This window comes from Pseudoduganella rivuli (assembly GCF_009674485.1).
GTDB lineage: Bacteria > Pseudomonadota > Gammaproteobacteria > Burkholderiales > Burkholderiaceae_D > Rugamonas > Rugamonas rivuli_B.
Genome location: NZ_WKJJ01000018.1, coordinates 158,475 through 178,540 on the forward strand (window position 1 = coordinate 158,475; position 20,066 = coordinate 178,540).

General features: G+C 64.3%; 16 protein-coding genes. 12 read left to right on the top strand and 4 right to left on the bottom strand.

From position 1 onward, the window contains the following. Window positions 1-102: 102 nt before the first annotated feature. Entirely contained in the window at window positions 103-774 is a 672-nt protein-coding gene (locus GJ700_RS25960; RefSeq protein ID WP_154379448.1) for an aquaporin, read from the bottom strand. Between the two features lie 234 nt (window positions 775-1,008). On the opposite strand from GJ700_RS25960, the gene GJ700_RS25965 reads away from it, so the two are divergent. Both GJ700_RS25965 and GJ700_RS25970 read left to right on the top strand, forming a co-directional pair. Then, a complete protein-coding gene (locus tag GJ700_RS25965) occupies window positions 1,009-2,070 on the top strand; it encodes an AraC family transcriptional regulator (RefSeq protein WP_154379450.1) in 1,062 nt (353 codons plus the stop codon). A 57-nt stretch (window positions 2,071-2,127) separates the two neighbouring features. Then, window positions 2,128-2,880: a YdcF family protein gene (locus tag GJ700_RS25970; protein WP_154379452.1), complete on the top strand. Its 753-nt coding sequence runs from the start codon at window positions 2,128-2,130 to the stop codon at window positions 2,878-2,880. Between the two features lie 11 nt (window positions 2,881-2,891). On the opposite strand, the gene GJ700_RS25975 is transcribed toward GJ700_RS25970, so the two are convergent. Continuing rightward, complete coding sequence (locus tag GJ700_RS25975) at window positions 2,892-5,186, bottom strand: PAS domain S-box protein (protein ID WP_154379454.1); 2,295 nt, start codon at window positions 5,184-5,186, stop codon at window positions 2,892-2,894. A gap of 180 nt (window positions 5,187-5,366) precedes the next feature. Between GJ700_RS25975 and GJ700_RS25980 the strand changes: the two genes are divergently transcribed. The 7 genes from GJ700_RS25980 (at window position 5,367) to prsT (ending at window position 14,076) form a co-directional block, all read left to right on the top strand. Next, window positions 5,367-6,797, top strand: a complete 1,431-nt coding sequence (locus tag GJ700_RS25980; protein WP_154379456.1) for a circularly permuted type 2 ATP-grasp protein — start codon at window positions 5,367-5,369, stop codon at window positions 6,795-6,797. Then, complete coding sequence (locus tag GJ700_RS25985) at window positions 6,791-7,717, top strand: alpha-E domain-containing protein (RefSeq protein WP_154379458.1); 927 nt, start codon at window positions 6,791-6,793, stop codon at window positions 7,715-7,717. The genes GJ700_RS25980 and GJ700_RS25985 overlap by 7 nt, the downstream gene beginning before the upstream one ends. An 8-nt stretch (window positions 7,718-7,725) precedes the next feature. After that, entirely contained in the window at window positions 7,726-8,535 is an 810-nt protein-coding gene (locus GJ700_RS25990; protein WP_154379460.1) for a transglutaminase family protein, read from the top strand. 72 nt (window positions 8,536-8,607) lie between these two features. Further along, window positions 8,608-9,483: a proteasome-type protease gene (locus GJ700_RS25995; RefSeq protein WP_154379461.1), complete on the top strand. Its 876-nt coding sequence runs from the start codon at window positions 8,608-8,610 to the stop codon at window positions 9,481-9,483. Between the two features lie 328 nt (window positions 9,484-9,811). Beyond that, on the top strand, window positions 9,812-10,279 hold the full coding sequence (locus GJ700_RS26000) for a hypothetical protein (protein WP_195764016.1): 468 nt from the start codon (window positions 9,812-9,814) through the stop codon (window positions 10,277-10,279). A 15-nt stretch (window positions 10,280-10,294) separates the two neighbouring features. Next, on the top strand, window positions 10,295-11,212 hold the full coding sequence (locus GJ700_RS26005; RefSeq protein ID WP_154379463.1) for a LysR family transcriptional regulator: 918 nt from the start codon (window positions 10,295-10,297) through the stop codon (window positions 11,210-11,212). A gap of 77 nt (window positions 11,213-11,289) precedes the next feature. Beyond that, window positions 11,290-14,076, top strand: a complete 2,787-nt coding sequence (gene prsT, locus GJ700_RS26010; RefSeq protein WP_154379465.1) for an XrtA/PEP-CTERM system TPR-repeat protein PrsT — start codon at window positions 11,290-11,292, stop codon at window positions 14,074-14,076. Here prsT and GJ700_RS26015 read toward each other — a convergent pair. After that, a complete protein-coding gene (locus GJ700_RS26015) occupies window positions 14,071-15,705 on the bottom strand; it encodes an FAD-binding oxidoreductase (RefSeq protein WP_154379467.1) in 1,635 nt (544 codons plus the stop codon). The two genes, prsT and GJ700_RS26015, sit on opposite strands and share 6 nt — an antisense overlap. Next, on the bottom strand, window positions 15,702-16,442 hold the full coding sequence (locus GJ700_RS26020) for an N-acyl amino acid synthase FeeM domain-containing protein (RefSeq protein WP_371868127.1): 741 nt from the start codon (window positions 16,440-16,442) through the stop codon (window positions 15,702-15,704). Before GJ700_RS26020 ends, GJ700_RS26015 begins: the two co-directional genes overlap by 4 nt. 238 nt (window positions 16,443-16,680) lie before the next feature. On the opposite strand from GJ700_RS26020, the gene GJ700_RS26025 reads away from it, so the two are divergent. The 3 genes from GJ700_RS26025 to GJ700_RS26035 all read left to right on the top strand — a co-directional run bounded on the left by GJ700_RS26025 (window position 16,681) and on the right by GJ700_RS26035 (window position 20,039). Beyond that, complete coding sequence (locus GJ700_RS26025) at window positions 16,681-17,595, top strand: PEP-CTERM sorting domain-containing protein (protein WP_195764017.1); 915 nt, start codon at window positions 16,681-16,683, stop codon at window positions 17,593-17,595. Between the two features lie 152 nt (window positions 17,596-17,747). Then, entirely contained in the window at window positions 17,748-19,319 is a 1,572-nt protein-coding gene (locus GJ700_RS26030; protein ID WP_154379471.1) for an XrtA system polysaccharide chain length determinant, read from the top strand. Between the two features lie 18 nt (window positions 19,320-19,337). Further along, entirely contained in the window at window positions 19,338-20,039 is a 702-nt protein-coding gene (locus GJ700_RS26035) for an XrtA-associated tyrosine autokinase (protein WP_154379473.1), read from the top strand. The last annotated feature ends 27 nt before the right edge of the window (window positions 20,040-20,066 follow it).

Below are 20,066 nucleotides of genomic sequence, written 5' to 3' on the forward strand. Positions count from 1 at the left end.
TATAGCGGAGTTTTAGCTAACATGCAAATCATTTACATGTTTAATCCCGATAAAAACGCTCCGGTATGGAGCGTTCGTTCTTACAGTTCGCCGTATCGGGCGTCAGGTGCGCGCCGCACTCCGCACGCTGCCATACAGCCACAGGAAAATCGCCGTCGCGGCGGCAGCGCCGGCCAGTTGCGACAAGACGAAAGCCGGCGCGTCGGCCATCCGGATCGCGCCCGCTTCGCCCACCACCCTGGCCAGGGTCAGCGCCGGGTTCATGAACGCCGACGAGGAACTGAACCAGCAAGCGGCCATGACGTAAGCGGAGACGGCGAACGGCGCGATCACGGGACGCGCGCGGCCGCAGCCGATGAACACCGCCAGCAAGCCGAACGTGGCGACAAATTCACCCAGCCACTGGCCCGTGCCCGAACGCTGCTGCTGCGCCGCCACCAGCAAGTCCAGCCCGTACATGCCGTGCACCGCCGCCACGCCGGCCAGCGCGCCTGCCAGTTGCGCCACGATATACGGCGCCACATACTCGATGCGCAAATTGCCGCGCCACGCGTCGGACAGGGTCAGCACGGGATTGAAGTAGCCGCCGGAAATGCCGCCGAAGGTCAGGATCAGCACCGCCAGCCCCATGCTGGACACCAGCGTCGTGACCAGTTGCGCCATGGCCGCATCGCCGCCCGCCAGCCGTTGCGCTGCAATCCCGCAACCGCCGGAAATCGCCAGCAGCAATGCCGTTCCCAGGCTCTCCGCCACCATGCGTTTCCCGATGCCCATGCCCGTGTCTCTCCAATGTCAAGCGCGTGAATAAAGGGCGTACTGTAGGGCAGCCGATGGCAGCGTTTATCAGCGCCCGCCAATACTGTTTATCGCGGGCCGCGCCAACTGTACTTTGGTGCCGTGGAGCGGTCGCGACATGTCGGCAAATGACAAATATTTGACGTGAAATGACAAGTGATTCGGCCGGGGCTGCTCGACAATGACGCATTGATTATTTTTTATGCAGATAAGATGAATCCGACTCCCCTCCCCGCAGAAAAAGGTTTCCCCGTTGGCGCCCTGTCCGAACTGCCGCAACTGCTGCGCGATTTCGGGCTGGATCCCTGGGAGTTGCTGGAAGACCATGGCGTGCGCCGCGACATGATGCAAAAGCCGCTGACACCGCTGCCGGCGCTGCAGCACGGCCGCATCCTGCAAACAGCGGTCGAAGCGACGGGCTGCGCCCATTTGGGCTTGCTGCTGGGCCAGCGCGCCACCCTGGAAACCGCCGGTCCGTTGCGGCACCTGGTCTTGAATGCCGGTACGCAGCGCGAAGCCGTGGAAGCCGTGGTGCGCTTTGCGCAGCTGTGGCACCCGGCCATGCGCATCGACCTGTCGGAAAACAATGGCCAGGCGATGCTCGCGCTGTCGATGGAAGGCCGCTTCGCCGGCGAACAGCAATTACTGACCGCGTGCCTGGCGGCCATGGTCAAGCACCTGGAGGGCATCTTCGACCGCAACTGGCGTCCGGTACAGATCCAGCTGGCGCTCGAATTGCCGGCAGTGACGGACCCGTACCTGCGCTTCTTCCGCTCGCCCGTGCAATTCGGCATGGAGCGGCATGTCATCGTATTCAGCGCCGCCGGCCTGGATGCGCAACGCAGCCTCGCCGCCCCGCACCGCCACCTCACGCTGCAGCAACAGTTGACGGAGCAGGAAGCGAAGAACGCACCGGATTTCCGTACCCGCGTGCGCCACGTGATAGAAAGCCTGCTGCCGGCGGGCGACTGCAATGTGGAGCGGGTGGCCGAACTGTTTGCCATGCACCGCTTTACGCTGTACCGCTATTTGCAGGAAAGCGGCACCACGTTTGAAACCCTGCTGGCGCAAACCCGCGCCGACATGGCCACCACCATGCTGCAGCACACGGCCATGCCGATCGGCGATATCGCGCTGGCGCTGGGCTACAGCACGTCGACCAGCTTCGGCCGCGCGTTCACGCGCTGGTTTGGCAAGTCGCCGAAAGACTGGCGCAAGAGCATGCTGGGCATCCGCCGCAACCTGGCGCCGGCGCCGGAATTGCGGGCCGCCTGAGTTCCGGCAGGCTTCGGCAGCCTTGACACGGCGTGATGCAATTGTTTCAATGCCGGGATGTTGCTATCCTACCTGATTCATTACGCCGTCCTGCCTCCCACCAGTCTGCTGCTGATCGCCCTGTTGGGTTGGCTGCTGCGGCGGCGCCTGCCCCGCGCCGGCAAGTTCCTGTGGCGCGGCGCGCTGATCGTGCTGCTGGCGTTCAGCACCCGGCTGGTTGGAAACCTGATGCTGGCGCCGCTGGAACGTGCCACCCCGCCGTTGACGCCGCAGGCCGCAGCCGGCGCGCAAGCCATCGTGGTCCTGTCGGCGGGCGCCTTTCCCCAGGCCCCTGAATATGGCGGCGACGATGCGCCGGACGGCCTGGCGCTGGCGCGCATCCGCTACGCCGCCAGGGTGCAGCACGACACCGGCTTGCCGCTGCTGGTCACCGGCGGCAGGGTCGATGGCGACCAGGCGCAATCGCTGGCCGCCAGCATAGCCGATGCGCTGCGCAAGGACTTCCGCACGGACGTCAAATGGATCGAAGGCGCGTCCACCAACACGGCGGAAAATGCCGCGTTCAGCGCGGCGATCTTGCTGCCGGCCGGCGTCAAACGCATCATCCTGGTCACGCATGCAATGCACATGGAGCGCGCCGCGCGCGTGTTCCGCGCCGCCGGCCTCGAGGTGGTGCCCGCGCCCACCGCATATTATTCACACGGGCCGTTAGGTCCGTTCCAGTTGCTGCCCAGCGCATCCGGGCTGTCCGCCAGCTATTACGCCTGCTATGAGTGGATCGGATTGGCGTGGTACCGCCTGCGGCACTGACCCGGGCGTCATTACGCGGAGCGGGTGCGCACCAGGGCCAGCGCCTCGTCCAGCGCATCGTTTAATGCGGACAGTTCAATCGGCTTCGTGATATAGCGAAAAATGCCCGCGTCCAGCGCCGCATCGATGTCGTTTTGCATGGCGTTGGCGGAAATCGCGATCACGGGGGTACCGGCTGTGGCCGGATCGTTGCGCAGGCGGCGCTGTATATCCATGCCGCTGATATCCGGCAGATTCATGTCCAGCAAGATCACGCTGGGCATGCTGGTGCGGATCAATTCCAGGCCGCGCAGGCCGTTCACGGCCGTCAGCAGCCGCACGTCGGGGCGAAAGCGCAGTGCTTCTTCCACCAGCCGCAGGTTGGCCGGATTGTCTTCCACGTACACCAGCATGGGCAGCGTACCGTCTTCGGACGCTTGCACCGGGACGGGCGGCGCGGCAAACGCCTTGATCACGGCTTTTGCCGCCTGGGGCGCATCGGTCTGCGCCAGTTCGATGAAAAACACGCTGCCGGTACCGGGCGAACTGGAGACCTTGATCTGGCCGTTCATCAGTTCCACCAGCCGCTTGGTGACGACCAGGCCGATGCCGGTGCCTTCCTGCCCGCTGTTTTCCTGCCCCAGCCGGTTAAATGGCTGGAACAGCGCTTCCACCTGTTCGCTGCGCAAGCCTTGTCCCGTATCCTGGACGGAGATGCGCACCCTGGCGCCGTCGATGGACGCGCAATCGACGACGACGACGCCCATGTCGCGGTTATATTTGATGGCGTTCGACAGCAGGTTCAGGACCACCTGCTTGAGCCGCGTGCGGTCGGCCTGCACGTGCAACCCGGTTTGCGTGGGGAAGATCATGCGGATCCCCCGCTTGCTGGCCTGCGGCTCCATCATGATGCTCGATTCCGTCAGCAATTCATCGAGTCCCACCGGTTCCATCGACAGGGTGACGGCGCCCGACTCGATCTTCGACAAGTCGAGGATTTCATTGATCAGTTCGAGCAAATGCGTGCCCGCCTTCTGGATATAGCCCATGAATTCCTTGCGCTGTTCGGGCGACACCGGCAGCGCGTCGTTGTCCAGCAATTGTGCGAAACCGAGGATGGCATTGAGCGGCGTGCGCAATTCATGCGACATGTTGGCCAGGAAGCGGTCCTTGGCCTGGCTGGCGCGCTGCAGTTGTTCGCGCTGTTCGTGCAGCGTGGCTTCGATGCGTTTGCGTTCGCTGATGTCGCGGATCGCGCTCGACACCAGCGTCTCGCCTTCGGTTTCCAACGGGCTCAAACTGATCTCGACGGGGAATTCCGTGCCGTCCGCACGCAGCCCGTACAACTCCAGGCCCGCGCCCATCGAGCGCGGCCGTGGCGAATGGAAAAAACCGCTGCGCAAGTCCGGGTGGCCATGGGCGAAACGCTGCGGTATCAGTACTTCGATGCGCTTGCCCAGCAAGTCGCGCCGGTGGTAGCCGAACAGGTTTTCAGCCTGGCTGTTGACCAACACGATCTCGCCGCTGCTGTTGACGATGACGATGGCGTCGGGCGCCGACTCCAGCAAGCCGCGGAACTTTTGTTCAGCCTTGCGGCGGTCGCTGATGTCGCGGATCGCGCTCATCACCATCGCGCCTTCTTCCGTGTTGATCGGGCTGAGGGAAATCTCGACGGGAAATTCCAGCAAATCCTTGCGCACGCCGTACAGTTCCAGGCCCGCGCCCATGGTGCGGGTGCGGGGTTGCGTGAAGTAGCTGGAACGGTGGCCGACGTGCGAGCCGCGATAGCGCTCCGGCAGCAGCACTTCGATCGGCTGTCCCCGCAACTCGCCGCTCGGATAGCCGAACAGGCGCTCGGCCTGCGAATTGGCCAGCACGATCAGGCCGGTGGAGTTGGCGATGATGATGGCGTCCGGCGTGGATTCCAGCACGTCGCGGAAGCGCGCCTCCACTTGTTTCGCATCGCGCATGGCTTTCAGGCGCGTGATGTCCTTCTTGGCAAACATCACGAATTCGTTGCGGCCGGCAGCGTCGTAGACGGTCTTGCTGGAGACATCGACAAACACCGGCGAACCATTTTTCCTGCGCCGCAGGATTTCGTAATCCCATGCGCCGCCGCTGCGCTCCAGCGTCTGGAGGAAGGTATTCCAGTCCTGGCCGGGCATGCCGACCAGCTCATACAGTGAACGGCCGCTGGCTTCGTCGGCGGTGTAACCGAATACCTGTTCCGCTCCGGGCGACCAGTGCACCACACTGCCGCGTCGGTTGCATACCACGACTGCGCCCGGCAACTGCTGCAATACCATCTGGTCGAAATCAGTCGTCATGGTGTCCCCTGCATACGCAACAACCCGAGTATAGAGCGCCCGTTGCACCAGTCACAAGCAGGAACTACATGGCTGCGCACCTAAGCGGTGCATTGCAACAGAATGGCGCGTCTTTGCACGGTAATTGGGCTGGCATGGATCTTGATATGACTACTGTACCGTGACTGCCGGGATAAAAACATGCGTAACTTTTACAATGAAATGCACGATGCCGCGGCCGACTTGCCGGTACGCGAACATTACCGGGACTTCTGCCGCTGGCTTGAACAACAGCCACCGGAAACGCTGGCGCGCAAGCGCGCCGAAGCGGACTTGCTGTTCCGCCGCGTGGGCATCACATTTGCCGTGTACGGCGACGATGCCGGGACCGAGCGCCTGATCCCCTTCGACATCATTCCCCGCATTATTCCGTCGGGCGAATGGACCCAATTGCAGGCGGGGCTGGCGCAGCGCGTCAAGGCGCTGAACATGTTCATCCACGATATCTATCACGACCAGAATATCGTGAAGGCGGGGATCATTCCCGCCGAGCAGATTTACCGGAACGCGCAATACCGCCCGGAGATGCAGGGTATCAAGGTGCCCTCCGATATCTACGCGCATATCGCCGGCGTCGACATCGTCCGCGCCGGCAAGGGTGAGTTCTACGTCCTCGAAGACAACTTGCGGGTCCCGTCCGGCGTGTCGTACATGCTGGAAGACCGCAAGATGATGATGCGCTTGTTCCCGGAACTGTTCGCGCGCAACCGCATCGCGCCGGTCGACCACTATCCGGACCTGTTGCTCGATAACTTGCGCTCGGTCGCGCCGATGGGGGTCGACGATCCCACCATCGTCGTCATGACCCCGGGCATGTACAACTCCGCGTATTTCGAACACGCGTTCCTGGCCCAGCAAATGGGCGTGGAACTGGTGGAGGGCAAGGATTTGTTCGTGTCGGATAACGCGGTGTACATGCGCACCACGCACGGCCCGCGCCGCGTCGACGTGATTTACCGCCGGCTCGATGACGACTTCCTCGATCCGCTGGCGTTCCGCGCCGATTCCGCGCTGGGTGTGCCGGGCTTGCTGTCCGTGTACCGTGCGGGCCGGGTCACGCTGGCCAACGCCATCGGCACCGGCGTGGCGGACGACAAGTCGATTTATCCGTACGTGCCCGACATGATCCAGTTCTACCTGTCCGAGCAGCCCATCCTCAACAACGTGCCGACGTGGCAGTGCCGCCGCAAGGAAGACCTGGACTATACGCTGGCGCATTTGCCGGAACTGGTGGTCAAGGAAGTGCATGGCGCGGGCGGCTACGGCATGCTGGTCGGTCCCGCGTCCACGCGTGCGCAAATCGAGGAATTCCGCCAGCGCCTGATCGCCAAGCCGGATGGCTATATCGCGCAGCCGACCCTGGCCTTGTCGAACTGCCCCACCTTCGTCGAATCCGGCGTGGCGCCGCGCCACATCGATTTACGCCCGTTCGTCCTGTCCGGCAAAACCGTTTCCATGGTGCCGGGCGGCCTGACGCGGGTGGCGCTCAATGAAGGATCGCTGGTGGTGAATTCGTCGCAGGGCGGCGGCACCAAGGATACGTGGGTACTGGAGGGAGACATATCATGCTGAGCCGCACTGCCGATCATTTGTTCTGGATGGCCCGCTACACGGAGCGGGCGGAAAACACCGCGCGCATGCTCGACGTGCACGTGCAGGCCGCCATGTTGCCGCAATCGGCCCAGGATGCCGAACGCAGCTGGCGCGCATTGCTGGGGATTTCGGAGTTGCAGCAAGCCTATGACGGCCGCTACGGCACCGTCAACGCGCGCGACGTGATTGATTTCATGGCGCGCGACCCGTCGAACCCGTCGTCGATTGCCGCCTGTCTGAAAGAAGCGCGGGAAAATGCCCGCGCGGTACGGGGCACGCTGACCACGGAAGTATGGGAAATCCAGAACCAGATGTGGCTGGACTGGCAAAAGCGCGTGCCTTTGCTGGCAAATGATCCCAGCCAGGTATTTGAATGGGTCAAATACCGTTCGCACCTGGCGCGCGGCGTCATTCAGAGCACCATGCTGCGCGACGATGCTGTGCATTTCATCCGGCTCGGCACATTCCTGGAGCGGGCCGATAACACGGCGCGCATCCTCGATGTGAAATTCCACCGCACGGGCGACCAGACCCAGCGCGACTATTATTATTGGGCGGCCCTGCTGCGTTCCGTGTCCGGCTTTGAAATCTACCGCAAGGTGTACCGCGACGTCATCACGCCGGAACGCATCGCGGAATTGCTGATGCTGCGGCCCGACATGCCCCGCTCGCTGCTGGCCTGCATGGATGAAGTCGTGCACAACCTGGCGCAGGTGCGCAACGATGTGTCGGGCGCCACGGAACGCTATGCGGGACGCCTGCATGCCCAGCTGCGCTTTGGTTCTGTCGACGACATCCTGAAGGCAGGCTTGCACGACACGCTGACCGAATTCCTGGCCAATATTTATGAGTTGGGCAACCGCATCAGCCGGGACTTCCTCGTTCCGCTGGCTGCCTAGGAGCTGTCATGCAACTATGGATACGGCATGAAACCACGTACACGTACACGGCGCAGCAAGCGTACAGCATCCAGCAACTGCACCTGACGCCGCGCCTGGAGTCACATCAGCATGCGCTGTCGTGGCAACTCAGCGCGGCGGGCCAGTTGCACGCGTACACCGACGCTTACGGCAATTTGTCGCACATGCTGACCTTGAACGCCCCGCACACGGCGCTGACCATCGTGGCGGCCGGCACGGTGGAGACCACCGCGCCGCAGGGCGGGCGGGTCGCCAGCGGCGATGCGCTGTCGCCGCTGGCCTACACGGTGCCTACCGCTTTGACGGCCGTGACGCCGCCGATCGCCGCGCTGGCCGCCCGCTGCATTCCGCAGCCGTCACCCCTGCCCTGCACGGCCGACGCCATGCGGCTGGCCGAAGGCATCGCCGCCGCCGTGCGCTACCAGTCCGGCAGCACGGCTGTCGGCACCACGGCCGGCGCGGCGCTGGACCTGGGCACGGGCGTGTGCCAGGACCACGCCCATATCCTGGTCGCATGCTGCCATGCGCTGGGATGGCCGGCCCGTTATGTGTCCGGCTACATCGATCCGGGCAACAGCGGGCACGCGGCAAGCCATGCGTGGGTGGACGTTTGGACGGACGACGGCGCCGATGTGGGATGGGTGTCGGTCGACGTGACCCATGCGCGCCTGATGACGGATGCCTATTGCAGGCTCGCGGTCGGACGCGATTACGACAGCGCGGCGCCGGTACGGGGCGTGCGGCGCGGCGCCGGCGGCGAATCCATGGCGGCGACGGTTCAGGTGACGCAGCAGTGACGCGGCAGTGATGCAACACCGCAGGGTGCTAGAATCGGGCCCTGTTCAATCAGTGTGACTCAAACGGAAACAATGACTTATTGTGTAGCGATGCGACTCGATGCGGGCCTGGTCTTTCTCAGCGACTCCCGCACCAATGCCGGTGTGGACCAGGTCAGTACGGCCCGCAAGATGCAAGTGTATGAAAATCCGGGTGACCGGTTGATGGTGCTGATGACTGCGGGGAATTTGTCCATTTCGCAGTCGATCCGGGAATTGCTGGCCACCCACCAGGACGACGCCGGCCATACCATCTGGACCGCGCCTGGCATGTATGAAGCCGCGCGCATCGTGGGCGAGGTGGTGCGCCTGGTGCATGCGCGCGATGCGAAAGCATTGGCGGACTTCGGCATCGATTTCAATGTCAGCATGATCTTTGGCGGCCAGATCCGAGGCGAACGGTGCCGGCTGTTCCAGGTCTACTCGGCGGGTAACTTCATTGAGTCGCACTGCGAAGCCACCTATTTCCAGATCGGCGAAGCCAAATATGGCAAGCCCATCATCGACCGCGTGGTGAACCCGGACACGCCGCTCGACGAAGCGGCCAAGTGCGCATTGATCTCCATGGATTCCACGCTGCGCTCGAACATCTCGGTGGGTTTGCCGCTGGATTTGCTGGTGTATGCCAACGATACGCTGGCGGTCACGCAATTTGCCACCATCGATGAAAACAACCAGTATTTCCGCATGATCCGCAGCACCTGGGGCCAGCAATTGAAGACCATCTTCGAAGGCATCGAGGCCCCGGTATGGAATGCGGCCCCGGACACGACGGGTCACGTCCTGTCGTCCGCCGGCAAGCGCAGCCAGCCGATGCGCGCTCCCCTGCCCCCGGCGATGGAACCGCCCGGTCAACCCGCCGCGCAACTGCAGACCTTTGCGCAACAATTCCGCGACGGCCAGCAATAGCGCGCCGCAAATTGTCCGCACTTATCCGCGCCCCCGCCGCAGCCTGGTGGCGGGGTTTGCCGGGTGTGGGAACAACATGTTCGTTAATTGCAAATTTACGCAATACGGAACTCATCAGTGCTAATGGGCGGCGGCCGCCATAACGAATGGTTACAATTGTTACCCTGCTCAGCTCCCGTGCGTACCGGGCGGAAAATTCTGACGTGCTACACTCCCCTCCGTTGCAAAATTGCACTTGATGAAGTGGTATGCTATGCCCTGGTTCTGTGCAATGCAGCAAATAGCAAAAGTATAAAAGTTCTGTTGTTATCGGGAAATAAGTGATAACATGGCATGTGCCACTCACGAGCTCTGCCGGCAGGAAATAAGACAAAAGGCAAAATTTACGATGGAATTATTCAACAAATCAGGCGTTTTGGTCGCTGCGGTACTGGTTACGGTCGGTGTATTGATCGGCGCCCAGGCCAAAGATGACATGGTGCCCCCGGCCAGTGTGATTGAAACCACTGCCCGGAAGTTGAATACCGAAGGGAATTTTGTTGCGGAGCGGCGACTGCGCGAATGGGCCGGGCAAGGCTCGGCAGTGGCGCAGCGCGAACTGGCGCTGCATTACCAGCCTGACATGTCGCGTCGCGCGGAAGTGTTGCATTTATTGGAAGAAGCCACCCGTTCGGGCGACTCCCTGGCAGCCTCGCACCTGGCGCAGCTGCGCGCAGTGGCCCCCAATGGCAGCATCGACGACTTGAAGGAAGCCGCCGCGTCCCGTACCGCCGCCAATAACTGGACCCGCTACTAACCCGCCCCGGCCCGCATGGACCGCCTGCGAGCGCTCGAAGTCTTTGTCGAAGTTGTCCGTAAAGAGAGCTTTGCCCGCGCGGCGGAAGCGCTCGACACCTCCCCCGCCAACGTCACCCGCTACATCAGCGATCTCGAAGCCCACCTGCAAACGCGCCTGCTGAACCGCAGTTCGCGGCGCATGTCGCTCACTCCCAGCGGCGCGGCGCTGTTCGAGCGGGCCCGCGGCATCCTCGATGAAGTGGCGGAAACCGAAGCCATCGTCTCTTCCGCCGCCATGCAGCCGCGCGGCGTGCTGCGCATCAACGCGCCGCTGAGCTTTGGCGTACGGCACCTGGCGCCGTTATGGCCGCGCTTCATGGCGCGCTATCCCGACGTGCAACTGGATATCTCGCTGATCGACCGCGTGGTCGATATCGTGGAAGAAGGCTATGACATGGCGGTGCGCATTTCGCGTGCCGGCAGCGCCAGCCATGTGGCACGCAAGCTGGCCGTGTGCCGCATCGTCCTGTGCGCGTCGCCCGCCTACCTGGCGCGGCGCGGCGCCCCCAGCACGCCGGCGGACTTGCTGCACCACGATTGCATCGGCTACAGCTACCACAGCTCGGAAGAATGGCCGCTGGAGTCGGCGGCGGGCCAGGCGCACGCCGTCAAGCCGCCGTTCATCCTGCGCACCAACAACGGCGATACGGCGCTGGCGGTGGCGCTGGGCGGCCAGGGCATCATCGCGCAACCGACCTTCATTGTCGGCGACGACTTGCGGGCCGGGCGGCTGGTTCCCGTGCTACCCGGCTACCACCTGCCGGACATCGATATCCAGGCCATCTATCCCAGCCGCCGCCACCTCAGCGCCCGCGTGCGGGTCATGGTCGACTTCCTGGCCGAAGCATTCGGCGACGTGCCCGCCTGGGACCGGGCAGCGGACACTGCTTAGCGCGGCCTTGTGCGCGCGCAAAGGCGAGCAGGATTGCGCGCCTACCCTGAAGCAACCAATTGCCCAAGGAGAGCGCCATGCCAGACATGAATCCATCCCGCGTCGCCGCCACCCTGGCGGCAGTCATGCTGCTGACCACCGGTTGCGCCCGCGACCCGGACCCGGCCCAACTGATGGCGTCCGCCACCCGGCGCCAGGCCGCAGGGGACAACCACGCCGCCATCATTGAACTGAAAAACGTGCTGCAACGCGTACCGGCCCATGCCACCGCCCGCCTGCAGCTGGGCGATATTTACCTGGAAAGCGGCGACGTGCTGTCCGCCGAAAAGGAATTCCGGCGCGCCCGGGATGCGGGCGCCGCACCGGGCGCCGTACTGCCCCGCCTGGGCACGGTCCTGTTGCTGCAACAGCGCTACGACCAGGTGCTGACGGAATTGCTGGTCGACGATGCCTGGCCGGCGCCCGAACAGGGCGATATCCGCGCGTTGCGCGGCTATGCCCTGCTGGGCCTGCAACACCAGGCCGACGCCGCCAGGCTGTTTGCTCAGGTGCTGGCGGTGCAACCTGCCAATACGCTGGCGCGGCTGGGTGAAGCGCGCATGGCGCTGCAATCGGGCGCCGTGGACGCCGCCATGAAGGACGTGGCCGGCGTGCTGGCCGCCCATCCGGACAATGTTGACGCGCTGCGCCTGCAAGGCGACCTGTATCGGCGCGCCGGCAACCATGCCGGCGCGCTGGACAGTTATCGCAAGGTGATCGAGCTGCGCCCCGCCAACCTGCAAGGCCGGCTCGATGCCGCCAGCCTGCTGGTGGCGGACAACCGCATCGACGAAGCGCGCAGCGAACTGGCGGCCGCTAGCCGCATTGCACCTGGGAGCGCAGCCGTCATTTATACGCAGGCATTGCTGGCCATGCAGGAAAAAAAATATCCGGCCGCGCTGGAACGCCTGCAATTGATCTTGCGCGCGGCGCCGGACCACCCGCCATCGAACCTGATGGCGGCGGGCATCTTCCTGACCCAGAACAATGTGCCGCAAGCGGAGCAGCACATCCAGCGCTTCCTGGCCGGCCAGCCGCGCCATGCCTTCGGCATCCGGCTGGCGGCCCAGATCGCCTTGCGCGGCGGGAAACCCGGTGACGCCGTTGCGCTGCTGGAACCGTTGCTGGAACGTGGCGCCGGCGACAGCCAGTTGCAGGCGCTCGCGGGCGAAGCCTATATGCGCACGCAAGCCTATGCCAAGGCATCGGCCTGCTTCGACAAGGCGGCCGCCATCGCACCGCCCACTGCCGCCACCCGCACGTCGCAGGCGATCAGCGAACTGGGTCTGGGCAATAACCAGCGCGCCGAAGCGGCGCTGGAACAGGTGCTGCTGATGCCGGGCGACGCCGCCGGCGATGGCGCGCAGCGGCGTGCCGGCGCCTTGCTGGTGGTGACGCAGATGCGCGCCGGCGCTTATGACAAAGCGCTGGCAACGGTGCAGGCGCTGGAAAAACAGCAAAACAATCCCGCGCTGCAAAACTTGAAAGGCGGCGTGCTGCTGGCGCGGCAAGACCCGGCCGGGGCGCGCCAGGCGTTCGAGGCGGCGCTCGCCTTGCAGCCCGGCTATCTGCCGGCGCTGCAAAACCTGGCGCAACTCGATGTGCTTGCCGGCCAGCCGGACCAGGCGCGGCTGCGCTATGAAGCGGTGCTGGCGCGCAACGGTAACGATACGGAACTGATGGCGGCGCTGGCCCGGCTGGCGGCGCAGCGGGGCCAGATGGCGGCCGCGCGTGGCTGGCTGGAGCGCGCATATCGCGCGGCGCCGGACGCAATGGCGCCGGCGCTGCAATTGGGGACGTATTACCTCGATGCGGGCGAACTGCCGAAAGCACTGGCGCTGGCGCAAAAGCTGCAAGCCGCCAATCCCGCCCACGTGGGTGCACTGGCATTGCTGGCGCGCGCCCGCGCCGCGTCCGGCGATGGCGAGGGCGCGCTGGAAAGCTATACCGACCTGGCGGGCCGCCAGCCCGGTGACGCGGCCGTGCAATTGCAACTGGCTGGCGCCCATATGGCGCTGAACCATAAGCAGGAAGCCCTGGCGGCGATCCGCAAGGCGCTGGAATCGCAGCCTGAACACGGCCCGGCGCTGGCGACCGCCGTACGCCTGCTGACGGATATGCGCTCATGGGACCAGGCCATGGCGCTGGCGCACGGGGCGCAAGCACGGCCTGCCACCGCCGCGCTGGGCTACCGTCTGGCGGGCGACATCGAAATGGCGCGCGCCCATCCGGCACTGGCGCTGCCGCTGTACCGGAAGGCGTATGCGCAGGAACCCGGCGGACCGCTGGCCATTTCCCTGCACCGTGCGCTGGTTGCGGCCGGCAAACCGGACGAGGCGGCAAGCCACATCGCAAACTGGCTCGCCAGCCATCCGCGCGATTTGCCGACGCGCCTGTACCTGGCCAGTACGCTGCTGGCCTCGGGCGACTACCGGGCGGCGATTCCCCACTACGAACAGGTGCTCGCAATCGAGCCGAACCATGTGGTGGCGCTCAACGACCTGGCCTGGACGTGCCAGCAGGCGGCCGACAAACGCGCCCGGGGCTACGCTGAAAAAGCCTACGCGCTGGCGCCCGCCAATCCGGCCGTGGCGGACACTTTGGGATGGATCCTGGCGCAACAGGGTGATGCGGGACGCGCCATCCCCATCCTGAAAAAAGCCACGGACAGTGCACCGCAGGCGGGTGATATCCGCCTGCACTACGCCAGCGCACTGCTGCGCACGGGCGAGCGCCGCGAAGCCCGGCGCCAGCTGGAGCGTCTGCAAGCCGACCGGGGATACAAGCGCCAGGACGAAGTACGGACATTGCTGGCCGGATTATAGACGCGTTGCCGGACCGGGCTGTGGCCCGGGTGGCGGCTGGTAGCGGCCCGGTGCGATGATGTTCAGCGGATCGAGCGCCGCCTTGATGCGGCTGACTGTGCGCCAGAAACCGTCGGCCGCCGGATCCAGCGCCGCCATCGATTGCAGGCCGACACGGTATGGCAAATATCCGGCCGCCATCAGCGCATTGAACAGGCCGTCGTAGCAGGCATGCGCGTCGGCGCTTTCCGCCGCATCGTCCTTGTCATACGCAATCGTCAGGACGCCGCCCAGTGCGCGCTCGGTGATCATGCTGAAGGTGGCGAACAGATCGAAACCATACCGCTCGAAGCAGGGTTCCGCCAGGTCCATCACCGCCTGCAAGTCCGCGCCCCGCATGGGCAGCACGGGCGACAGCCACAGCAAGCCGCAACCGTCGCGGGCGGGATCGGCGCCGATGGGAAAGCCGGGTGGCAATCCGCCCTGCCGCCGCCAATAAGCGCCAGCCAGGAATCTGCCGTCGGGCATGCCCCGGTTCATCCGGAACAGCGACTGCCCCAGCGCGACACGGGCCGCGAGCTTGCGTCCGATTGCCGTATCGCCGAGCAGCCGTGCGACGCGGGAACCCAGCGCCAGCTTGCGGTCATCAATAAAGCGCGGCGCCAGGCGCAATGGCGCCAGCGCCTTGCGCAGCGCGCGGCGCGCGGCGGCCACTTGCTGTCTATCGCCGTATAGCGCGCCGGACACCGTCCACGGCGAGATGCCGCGCTCGCGGCACAATGCATCGCGCACAGCCCGCGGCAGCGGCCGCGTGCCGCCCGTGGCGCCATGTGGATACGTCATTCCGCCCGACAATATCCGCAAATCATTGCCAATATGGATTACCGAGCGCAGCGTGCCATCCATACGCAGCGGACGCAGCGCGTCGGCCACGGCGCCGACGCCGCCATGCCGGGGAACGCCGCACAGGAAATGTCCCAACGCCGGCGATTGCGGCATCAGCCACAGGCCGAGGCTGGTGACGATGCCGAACGCCGATTGCGTAAACAAGCCATCGATCCACGGTCCCAGCCCGTAGGGAAAGACGCGCGCTGCCCGCGCCTGCGGGTAATGCGTGTAGCCGGTACCGACCACGTCGCCGTCGGCCAGCACCACTTCCATGCCGCACACGTGCAGCACGCGGTTGCCGTAAGGCGAATGACCAAATCCCCGCTCGAGGACATTGCCGACCAGGCTGGTGTCGGGCCCGGCCCCCGTGCAATCCATCCAGAACGGCAAGCGCTGTTCCGCCAGGTACCGGGACAACTGCCCTTGCGTCACCCCCGGCTCGATCACCACGTAACCCAGTTCGGCGTTTGCTTCGACGATGCGGCGCATGCGCGACAGGTCCACGATGACCTGCCCGGGCCGCACGGCGCAGGCGTCGCCGTAGCCCCAGTTGCGGCCGGTACTGATGGGATACAGGCCAATGCGATGGGCCGCCGCGATACGCACCAGTTCGACCACGTCGCCGCGGCTGCCGGGAAACAGGATGGCCGCGGGCCGCGCGACCCACGACGCCGTACTGCTGGCGTAGGCATCCAATGCCGCGGCATCCGTACGCACGTGTTCGTCGCCCAGTACAGACCGCCATTGCGCCAGCGCACTCATCCCGCCCCCCGCATCAGGCGCGCGGTGATGCCCGCTTCATCTTCGGGAGGAAAAAAATACGGATAAAACGAGCGCACGTTGCCATGTTGTTCCATCAGGCCGCCATATTGCCGGATCTGATCCTGCATGTAATCGAGGTCCAGCCGCAACAAGACAGCCGGTGCGCCCACGCGTGAACAGTTGCGCTGCGTACCGTAGTGGGTGAAGCCCAGCATGCGCCGGTAAAACATCACGTGGCGGGGATTGACTTCGATGACGTAATCCGTATGGCCATGGATGTGGTGCGCATACAGGTATGACAGGTGGATCATCCCGGCGAACACGCGGCGCGACGCGCCTTTGTCGATGGCCAGCCGCGACGGTTCGCACAGGCGCCGTCCCTGTGCCCGCAAGTGATCGAGTTCATGGCGGAAATTTTCGTCCGCCGGCAGGCCCAGCGCGGGGTCGTCCAGGCACAGCGACATCGTGCCCACGGTCTCGCCGCCGGTTTCCGTATACAGCGTGATACGGTTGGGCCCATGGGTGGCATGGGGATCCACGTCATAGCCGCGCCAGCCATACATCTTTTTCAGCAGCAGGCTGGCCGCCTCGCGTTCCTTGCGGGAATTGGCGAGGCGCAGATGAAACATTTGGCGGTCGATTTCATGGTCTTCCGCCGGGTCGTGGGCCGCCTCGCCAATCACCAGTTCGCGCAGGCCGGGCTTGTCCGCAAATGAAATAATCGAGTCTTCGTCCACGTTGCCTCCCTCAGTGGCTCTTTCAGGTTCAGGCAAGTTGGATCGGTTCACTCGAAAAAAGTTCCCGCCCGGCGCGGGATAGGAAGACAGTGTCGCTTTTCTTCGCAAAACCCTGTTAAAGCACGGCCGCGCGCGGCCAAGTCATTGATATGACGGGTAAAAATACGCAGGCATGGATACTGCTGTACAGGGTTCACCGCAATCCCATGCGGCCAACCCACGAAAGGAGCAGCACGTCATGAACACCACGAAAATCCTGCTGGCGGCGGCCACCGCGCTCGCCGTATCCGGCCCGGCCAGCGCTTCCACCTTTGCTTCGGCCATCCTTGACATCACTGATTTCAAACTGCTGCACTCATCGGGCGCGGATTACAGTGTCGCCAATTTTTCCACGCTGGCTGGCATCAATGACGCCCATGCCACGGCCTCGCTGAACGGCGCGTTTGCCAACGATGCGGATTCGCGCAGCATCCTGGCGCCGATCCCGCCCAATGTCGCGCAGCAATGCCTGGGGGCGTGCATGCCCATCGCGGCCGATACGTTTACGCCGATTGCCGGCGTGCCGCCCGTCACGACGACCTATGGCCATGCCGACCAAAAACTCACGGGCGCGGCGATCATGATCGGCGCCACGCCGGCCGGCGCCCATGCGTCCACGCGGGCCGACGCATCGACTGCCGTCAATGCCGTGGCGTCCGGCAATTCCGATGTCGGCACGTCGACCACGTTCCGCTTCGTGATGGGAACATCCGACACGATGACCGTCTCCTTCATGGGCAATCCCTATACGCGGGCGCTGGTCACGCCCGGCTCCGGCCCCGTGTCCAACGCGAATGCCCGGCTGTCGTGGTCGATCAATATCCTGAACGTGACCACGGGTGCGACTGAACTGGCCTATGCGCCAAACGAATTGAATGCGGGCAGTATCCGCAGCGCCACGCATGCCGCGCCCGCCGATTTGATCTATGCGCCTGGCGCCAGCTTATTTTCAGCCACCACGGGCATGTTGATGGCCGGCAACGAATACCAGATCACGATCCAGCACAATTCGCTGGCCAATACCTTGCAGGCGGTGCCGGAACCCGCTTCGTTGGCCATCCTGGCCACCGGCTTGCTGGGCATGGGCTTCCTGGGCCGCCGGCGCCGCGGCTGAAATCCACTGATCCAGGCGGGCATCCGGCCGCTTGACGCCGCTCAACGCCATTGCAGTCGGGGTCCGGGCGGCTGACCTCCCTTCCTATAATCGAACCACAGGCCGCCGCAACCGCCATGCCTGTTTGCGGATCTTTTTGCGGGAACGAGTATATGGAAGAGCTGTTATACCAACTGCATACGGCCGGCCACTGCATCTGGAAATTCCGCTGGCGCACCATCGCCGTCGCGTGGATCTGCGCGCTGGCCGGCTGGACCGGCGTGGCGCTGCTGCCCAACGACTACCAGACTTCCGCGCGGGTCTTTGTCGATACGCAAGGCATATTGAAACCACTGCTGTCCGGCATGACCAGCGTGCCCAACGTCGAACAGCAGGTGGCGATCATGAGCCGCACCCTGCTCAGCCGGCCGAATATCGAACGCGTCATGCGCATGGTGGACCTCGATGTGCGCCAGGCCACGCCCCGCGACCATGAAATCAGGATGGATGAGCTGCTGAACCGCATCCGCATTGCCGGCACCGGCAGCTACGACATCTACACCATTACGTATAACGACCGCGATCCACGCCTGGTGCGCGATGTCGTGCAATCGCTGCTGGCGATTTTCGTCGAGGGCAGTTTCCGGGGCAAGAAGGGGGAATCCGAAAAAGCCGTGCAATTCATCGATGCGCAAATCAGCGCCTATGAAGAAAAGTTGCAGGCGGCGGAGGACTCGGTCAAGGAATTCAAATTGCGGCACAACGCCGTGTTGCCCCGCGCGGGCCAGGATTACGGCGCGCAGCTGTCGCAATCGGCCGATGCACTCAATACCGCCCGGCTGGATTTGCTGGAAGCGGAGCAGGCCCGCGAAGCAATCCGCCAGCAAATCCCCGCCGTTCATTTAACGGCGCCAGTACCACCTGACCAGCCAAAACCGGTCGTCATTGATGACCCGGAAATTGACGCCCGCATCGTAGCCATCACCAAAACCCTCGACACGCTGCAATTGCAATACACAGACCAGCATCCCGACGTCGTCGCGGCGCGCCGCCTGCTGGCGCAACTGGCACAGCGCCGGGCGGACAGCGCCGCAGATCCGTCGCCGGCAGCCGATCCCGGCCGGCGCTACAGCCCCATGCTGCAACAGATCAAGGTCGCGCTGACGGAAGCGGATGCGAAAGTCGCCGCCATGCGGGCGCGTGTCAGGGAACTGGGCGTACGCCATGCGCGGCTGGAAGCGCAAAGCAAGGCAGTCCCGGAGCTGGAATCCCAGCTGGCGCAACTGAATCGGGACTACCAGATCAACAAGGACAATTACGAAAAACTGATCAGCAAGCGGGAAGCGGCCAAACTGTCCGGCAATCTCAGTTCGACGCAAGAAATGATGAATTTCCGCATTATCGATCCGCCCACGCTGCCCGTCCGCCCCGCCGGCCCCAACCGTTTTCTCCTCAACAGCGGCGTCCTGGCGGTGGCGCTGGCCGCGGGCTGTCTCACTGCCGTCACGGCAAGCCGCAGCCGGCCCAACTTCGACAGCATCCGCGAATTGCGCGATTTCAGCGGGCTGCAAGTCATCGGCGTCATCGCCAGGCATTGGACGCCCGACCAGCTTCGACTGCGCAAGCGCAGCCGGGCGTATTTTGGCGCCATGCTGGGCACATTGCTGCTGGCGTATGGCGGCGTGTTGACCCATACCCTGGTCACCGATGGCGGCGGCCTGTCGCGGGCATTGATCGCGCCCTGAGCACTTCGCGGATACGTGATGCCGTCCGGCCAGCCTCCTCCCCGCCTTCTGCCCCCGGCCTCGCCGCAGGGCCCGCACCACGCTGCGGTGGCGGAAGAATTCCGCATGATCAAACGCCCGCTGCTGCGCCAGTTGCGCGACAAGGACTGTGCCCGCGCCAACCTGATCGCCGTGACCAGCGCCATGCCGGGCGAAGGAAAAAGCTTTTGCGCCATCAACCTCGCGCTCAGCATGGCCACGGAGCGCGACACTACCGTGCTGCTGGTCGACGCCCACATGGCCCGTCCGGCGGTACCCGCCATGCTGGGCATGCGGGACTGCCCCGGCATGATGGATTTGCTGCTGGACGATACGCTAAGCATTGCCGACGTCATTATCAAGACGGGGATTCCCGCGCTCAGTGTGCTGCCAGCAGGCAAAGCCCATCACCACGCCGTGGAAATGCTGGCCAGCCGCGACATGGAGCGGTTGCTGGAAGAGTTGGCGTCGCGCTATGCCGACCGCGTCATCATTTTCGATACGGCGCCGCTGCTGGCGACAACCGAGGCCAGCGTCCTGACAGCGCAAATGGGCCAGGTGGTGCTGGTGGTCGATGCGGAAACCACCACACACGCAAACCTGGGCGACGCACTGCGGCACCTGGAACCCTGCCCCCATATCCACCTGGTCTACAACAAAGCCAATGTCCGGCCCATGCCGCCAGCGTACGGCGGCCGGTAATGATCCAGCAGAAAACAAGGAGAGGCG

Bases quoted from the DNA above. Each gene is read 5' to 3' on its own strand.
- GJ700_RS25960 (WP_154379448.1), bottom strand. From the start codon at position 774: ATGGGCATCGGGAAACGCATGGTGGCGGAGAGCCTGGGAACGGCATTG.
- GJ700_RS25965 (WP_154379450.1), top strand. From the start codon at position 1,009: ATGAATCCGACTCCCCTCCCCGCAGAAAAAGGTTTCCCCGTTGGCGCC.
- GJ700_RS25970 (WP_154379452.1), top strand. From the start codon at position 2,128: ATGTTGCTATCCTACCTGATTCATTACGCCGTCCTGCCTCCCACCAGT.
- GJ700_RS25975 (WP_154379454.1), bottom strand. From the start codon at position 5,186: ATGACGACTGATTTCGACCAGATGGTATTGCAGCAGTTGCCGGGCGCA.
- GJ700_RS25980 (WP_154379456.1), top strand. From the start codon at position 5,367: ATGCGTAACTTTTACAATGAAATGCACGATGCCGCGGCCGACTTGCCG.
- GJ700_RS25985 (WP_154379458.1), top strand. From the start codon at position 6,791: ATGCTGAGCCGCACTGCCGATCATTTGTTCTGGATGGCCCGCTACACG.
- GJ700_RS25990 (WP_154379460.1), top strand. From the start codon at position 7,726: ATGCAACTATGGATACGGCATGAAACCACGTACACGTACACGGCGCAG.
- GJ700_RS25995 (WP_154379461.1), top strand. From the start codon at position 8,608: ATGACTTATTGTGTAGCGATGCGACTCGATGCGGGCCTGGTCTTTCTC.
- GJ700_RS26000 (WP_195764016.1), top strand. From the start codon at position 9,812: ATGGCATGTGCCACTCACGAGCTCTGCCGGCAGGAAATAAGACAAAAG.
- GJ700_RS26005 (WP_154379463.1), top strand. From the start codon at position 10,295: ATGGACCGCCTGCGAGCGCTCGAAGTCTTTGTCGAAGTTGTCCGTAAA.
- prsT (WP_154379465.1), top strand. From the start codon at position 11,290: ATGCCAGACATGAATCCATCCCGCGTCGCCGCCACCCTGGCGGCAGTC.
- GJ700_RS26015 (WP_154379467.1), bottom strand. From the start codon at position 15,705: ATGAGTGCGCTGGCGCAATGGCGGTCTGTACTGGGCGACGAACACGTG.
- GJ700_RS26025 (WP_195764017.1), top strand. From the start codon at position 16,681: ATGAACACCACGAAAATCCTGCTGGCGGCGGCCACCGCGCTCGCCGTA.
- GJ700_RS26030 (WP_154379471.1), top strand. From the start codon at position 17,748: ATGGAAGAGCTGTTATACCAACTGCATACGGCCGGCCACTGCATCTGG.
- GJ700_RS26035 (WP_154379473.1), top strand. From the start codon at position 19,338: ATGCCGTCCGGCCAGCCTCCTCCCCGCCTTCTGCCCCCGGCCTCGCCG.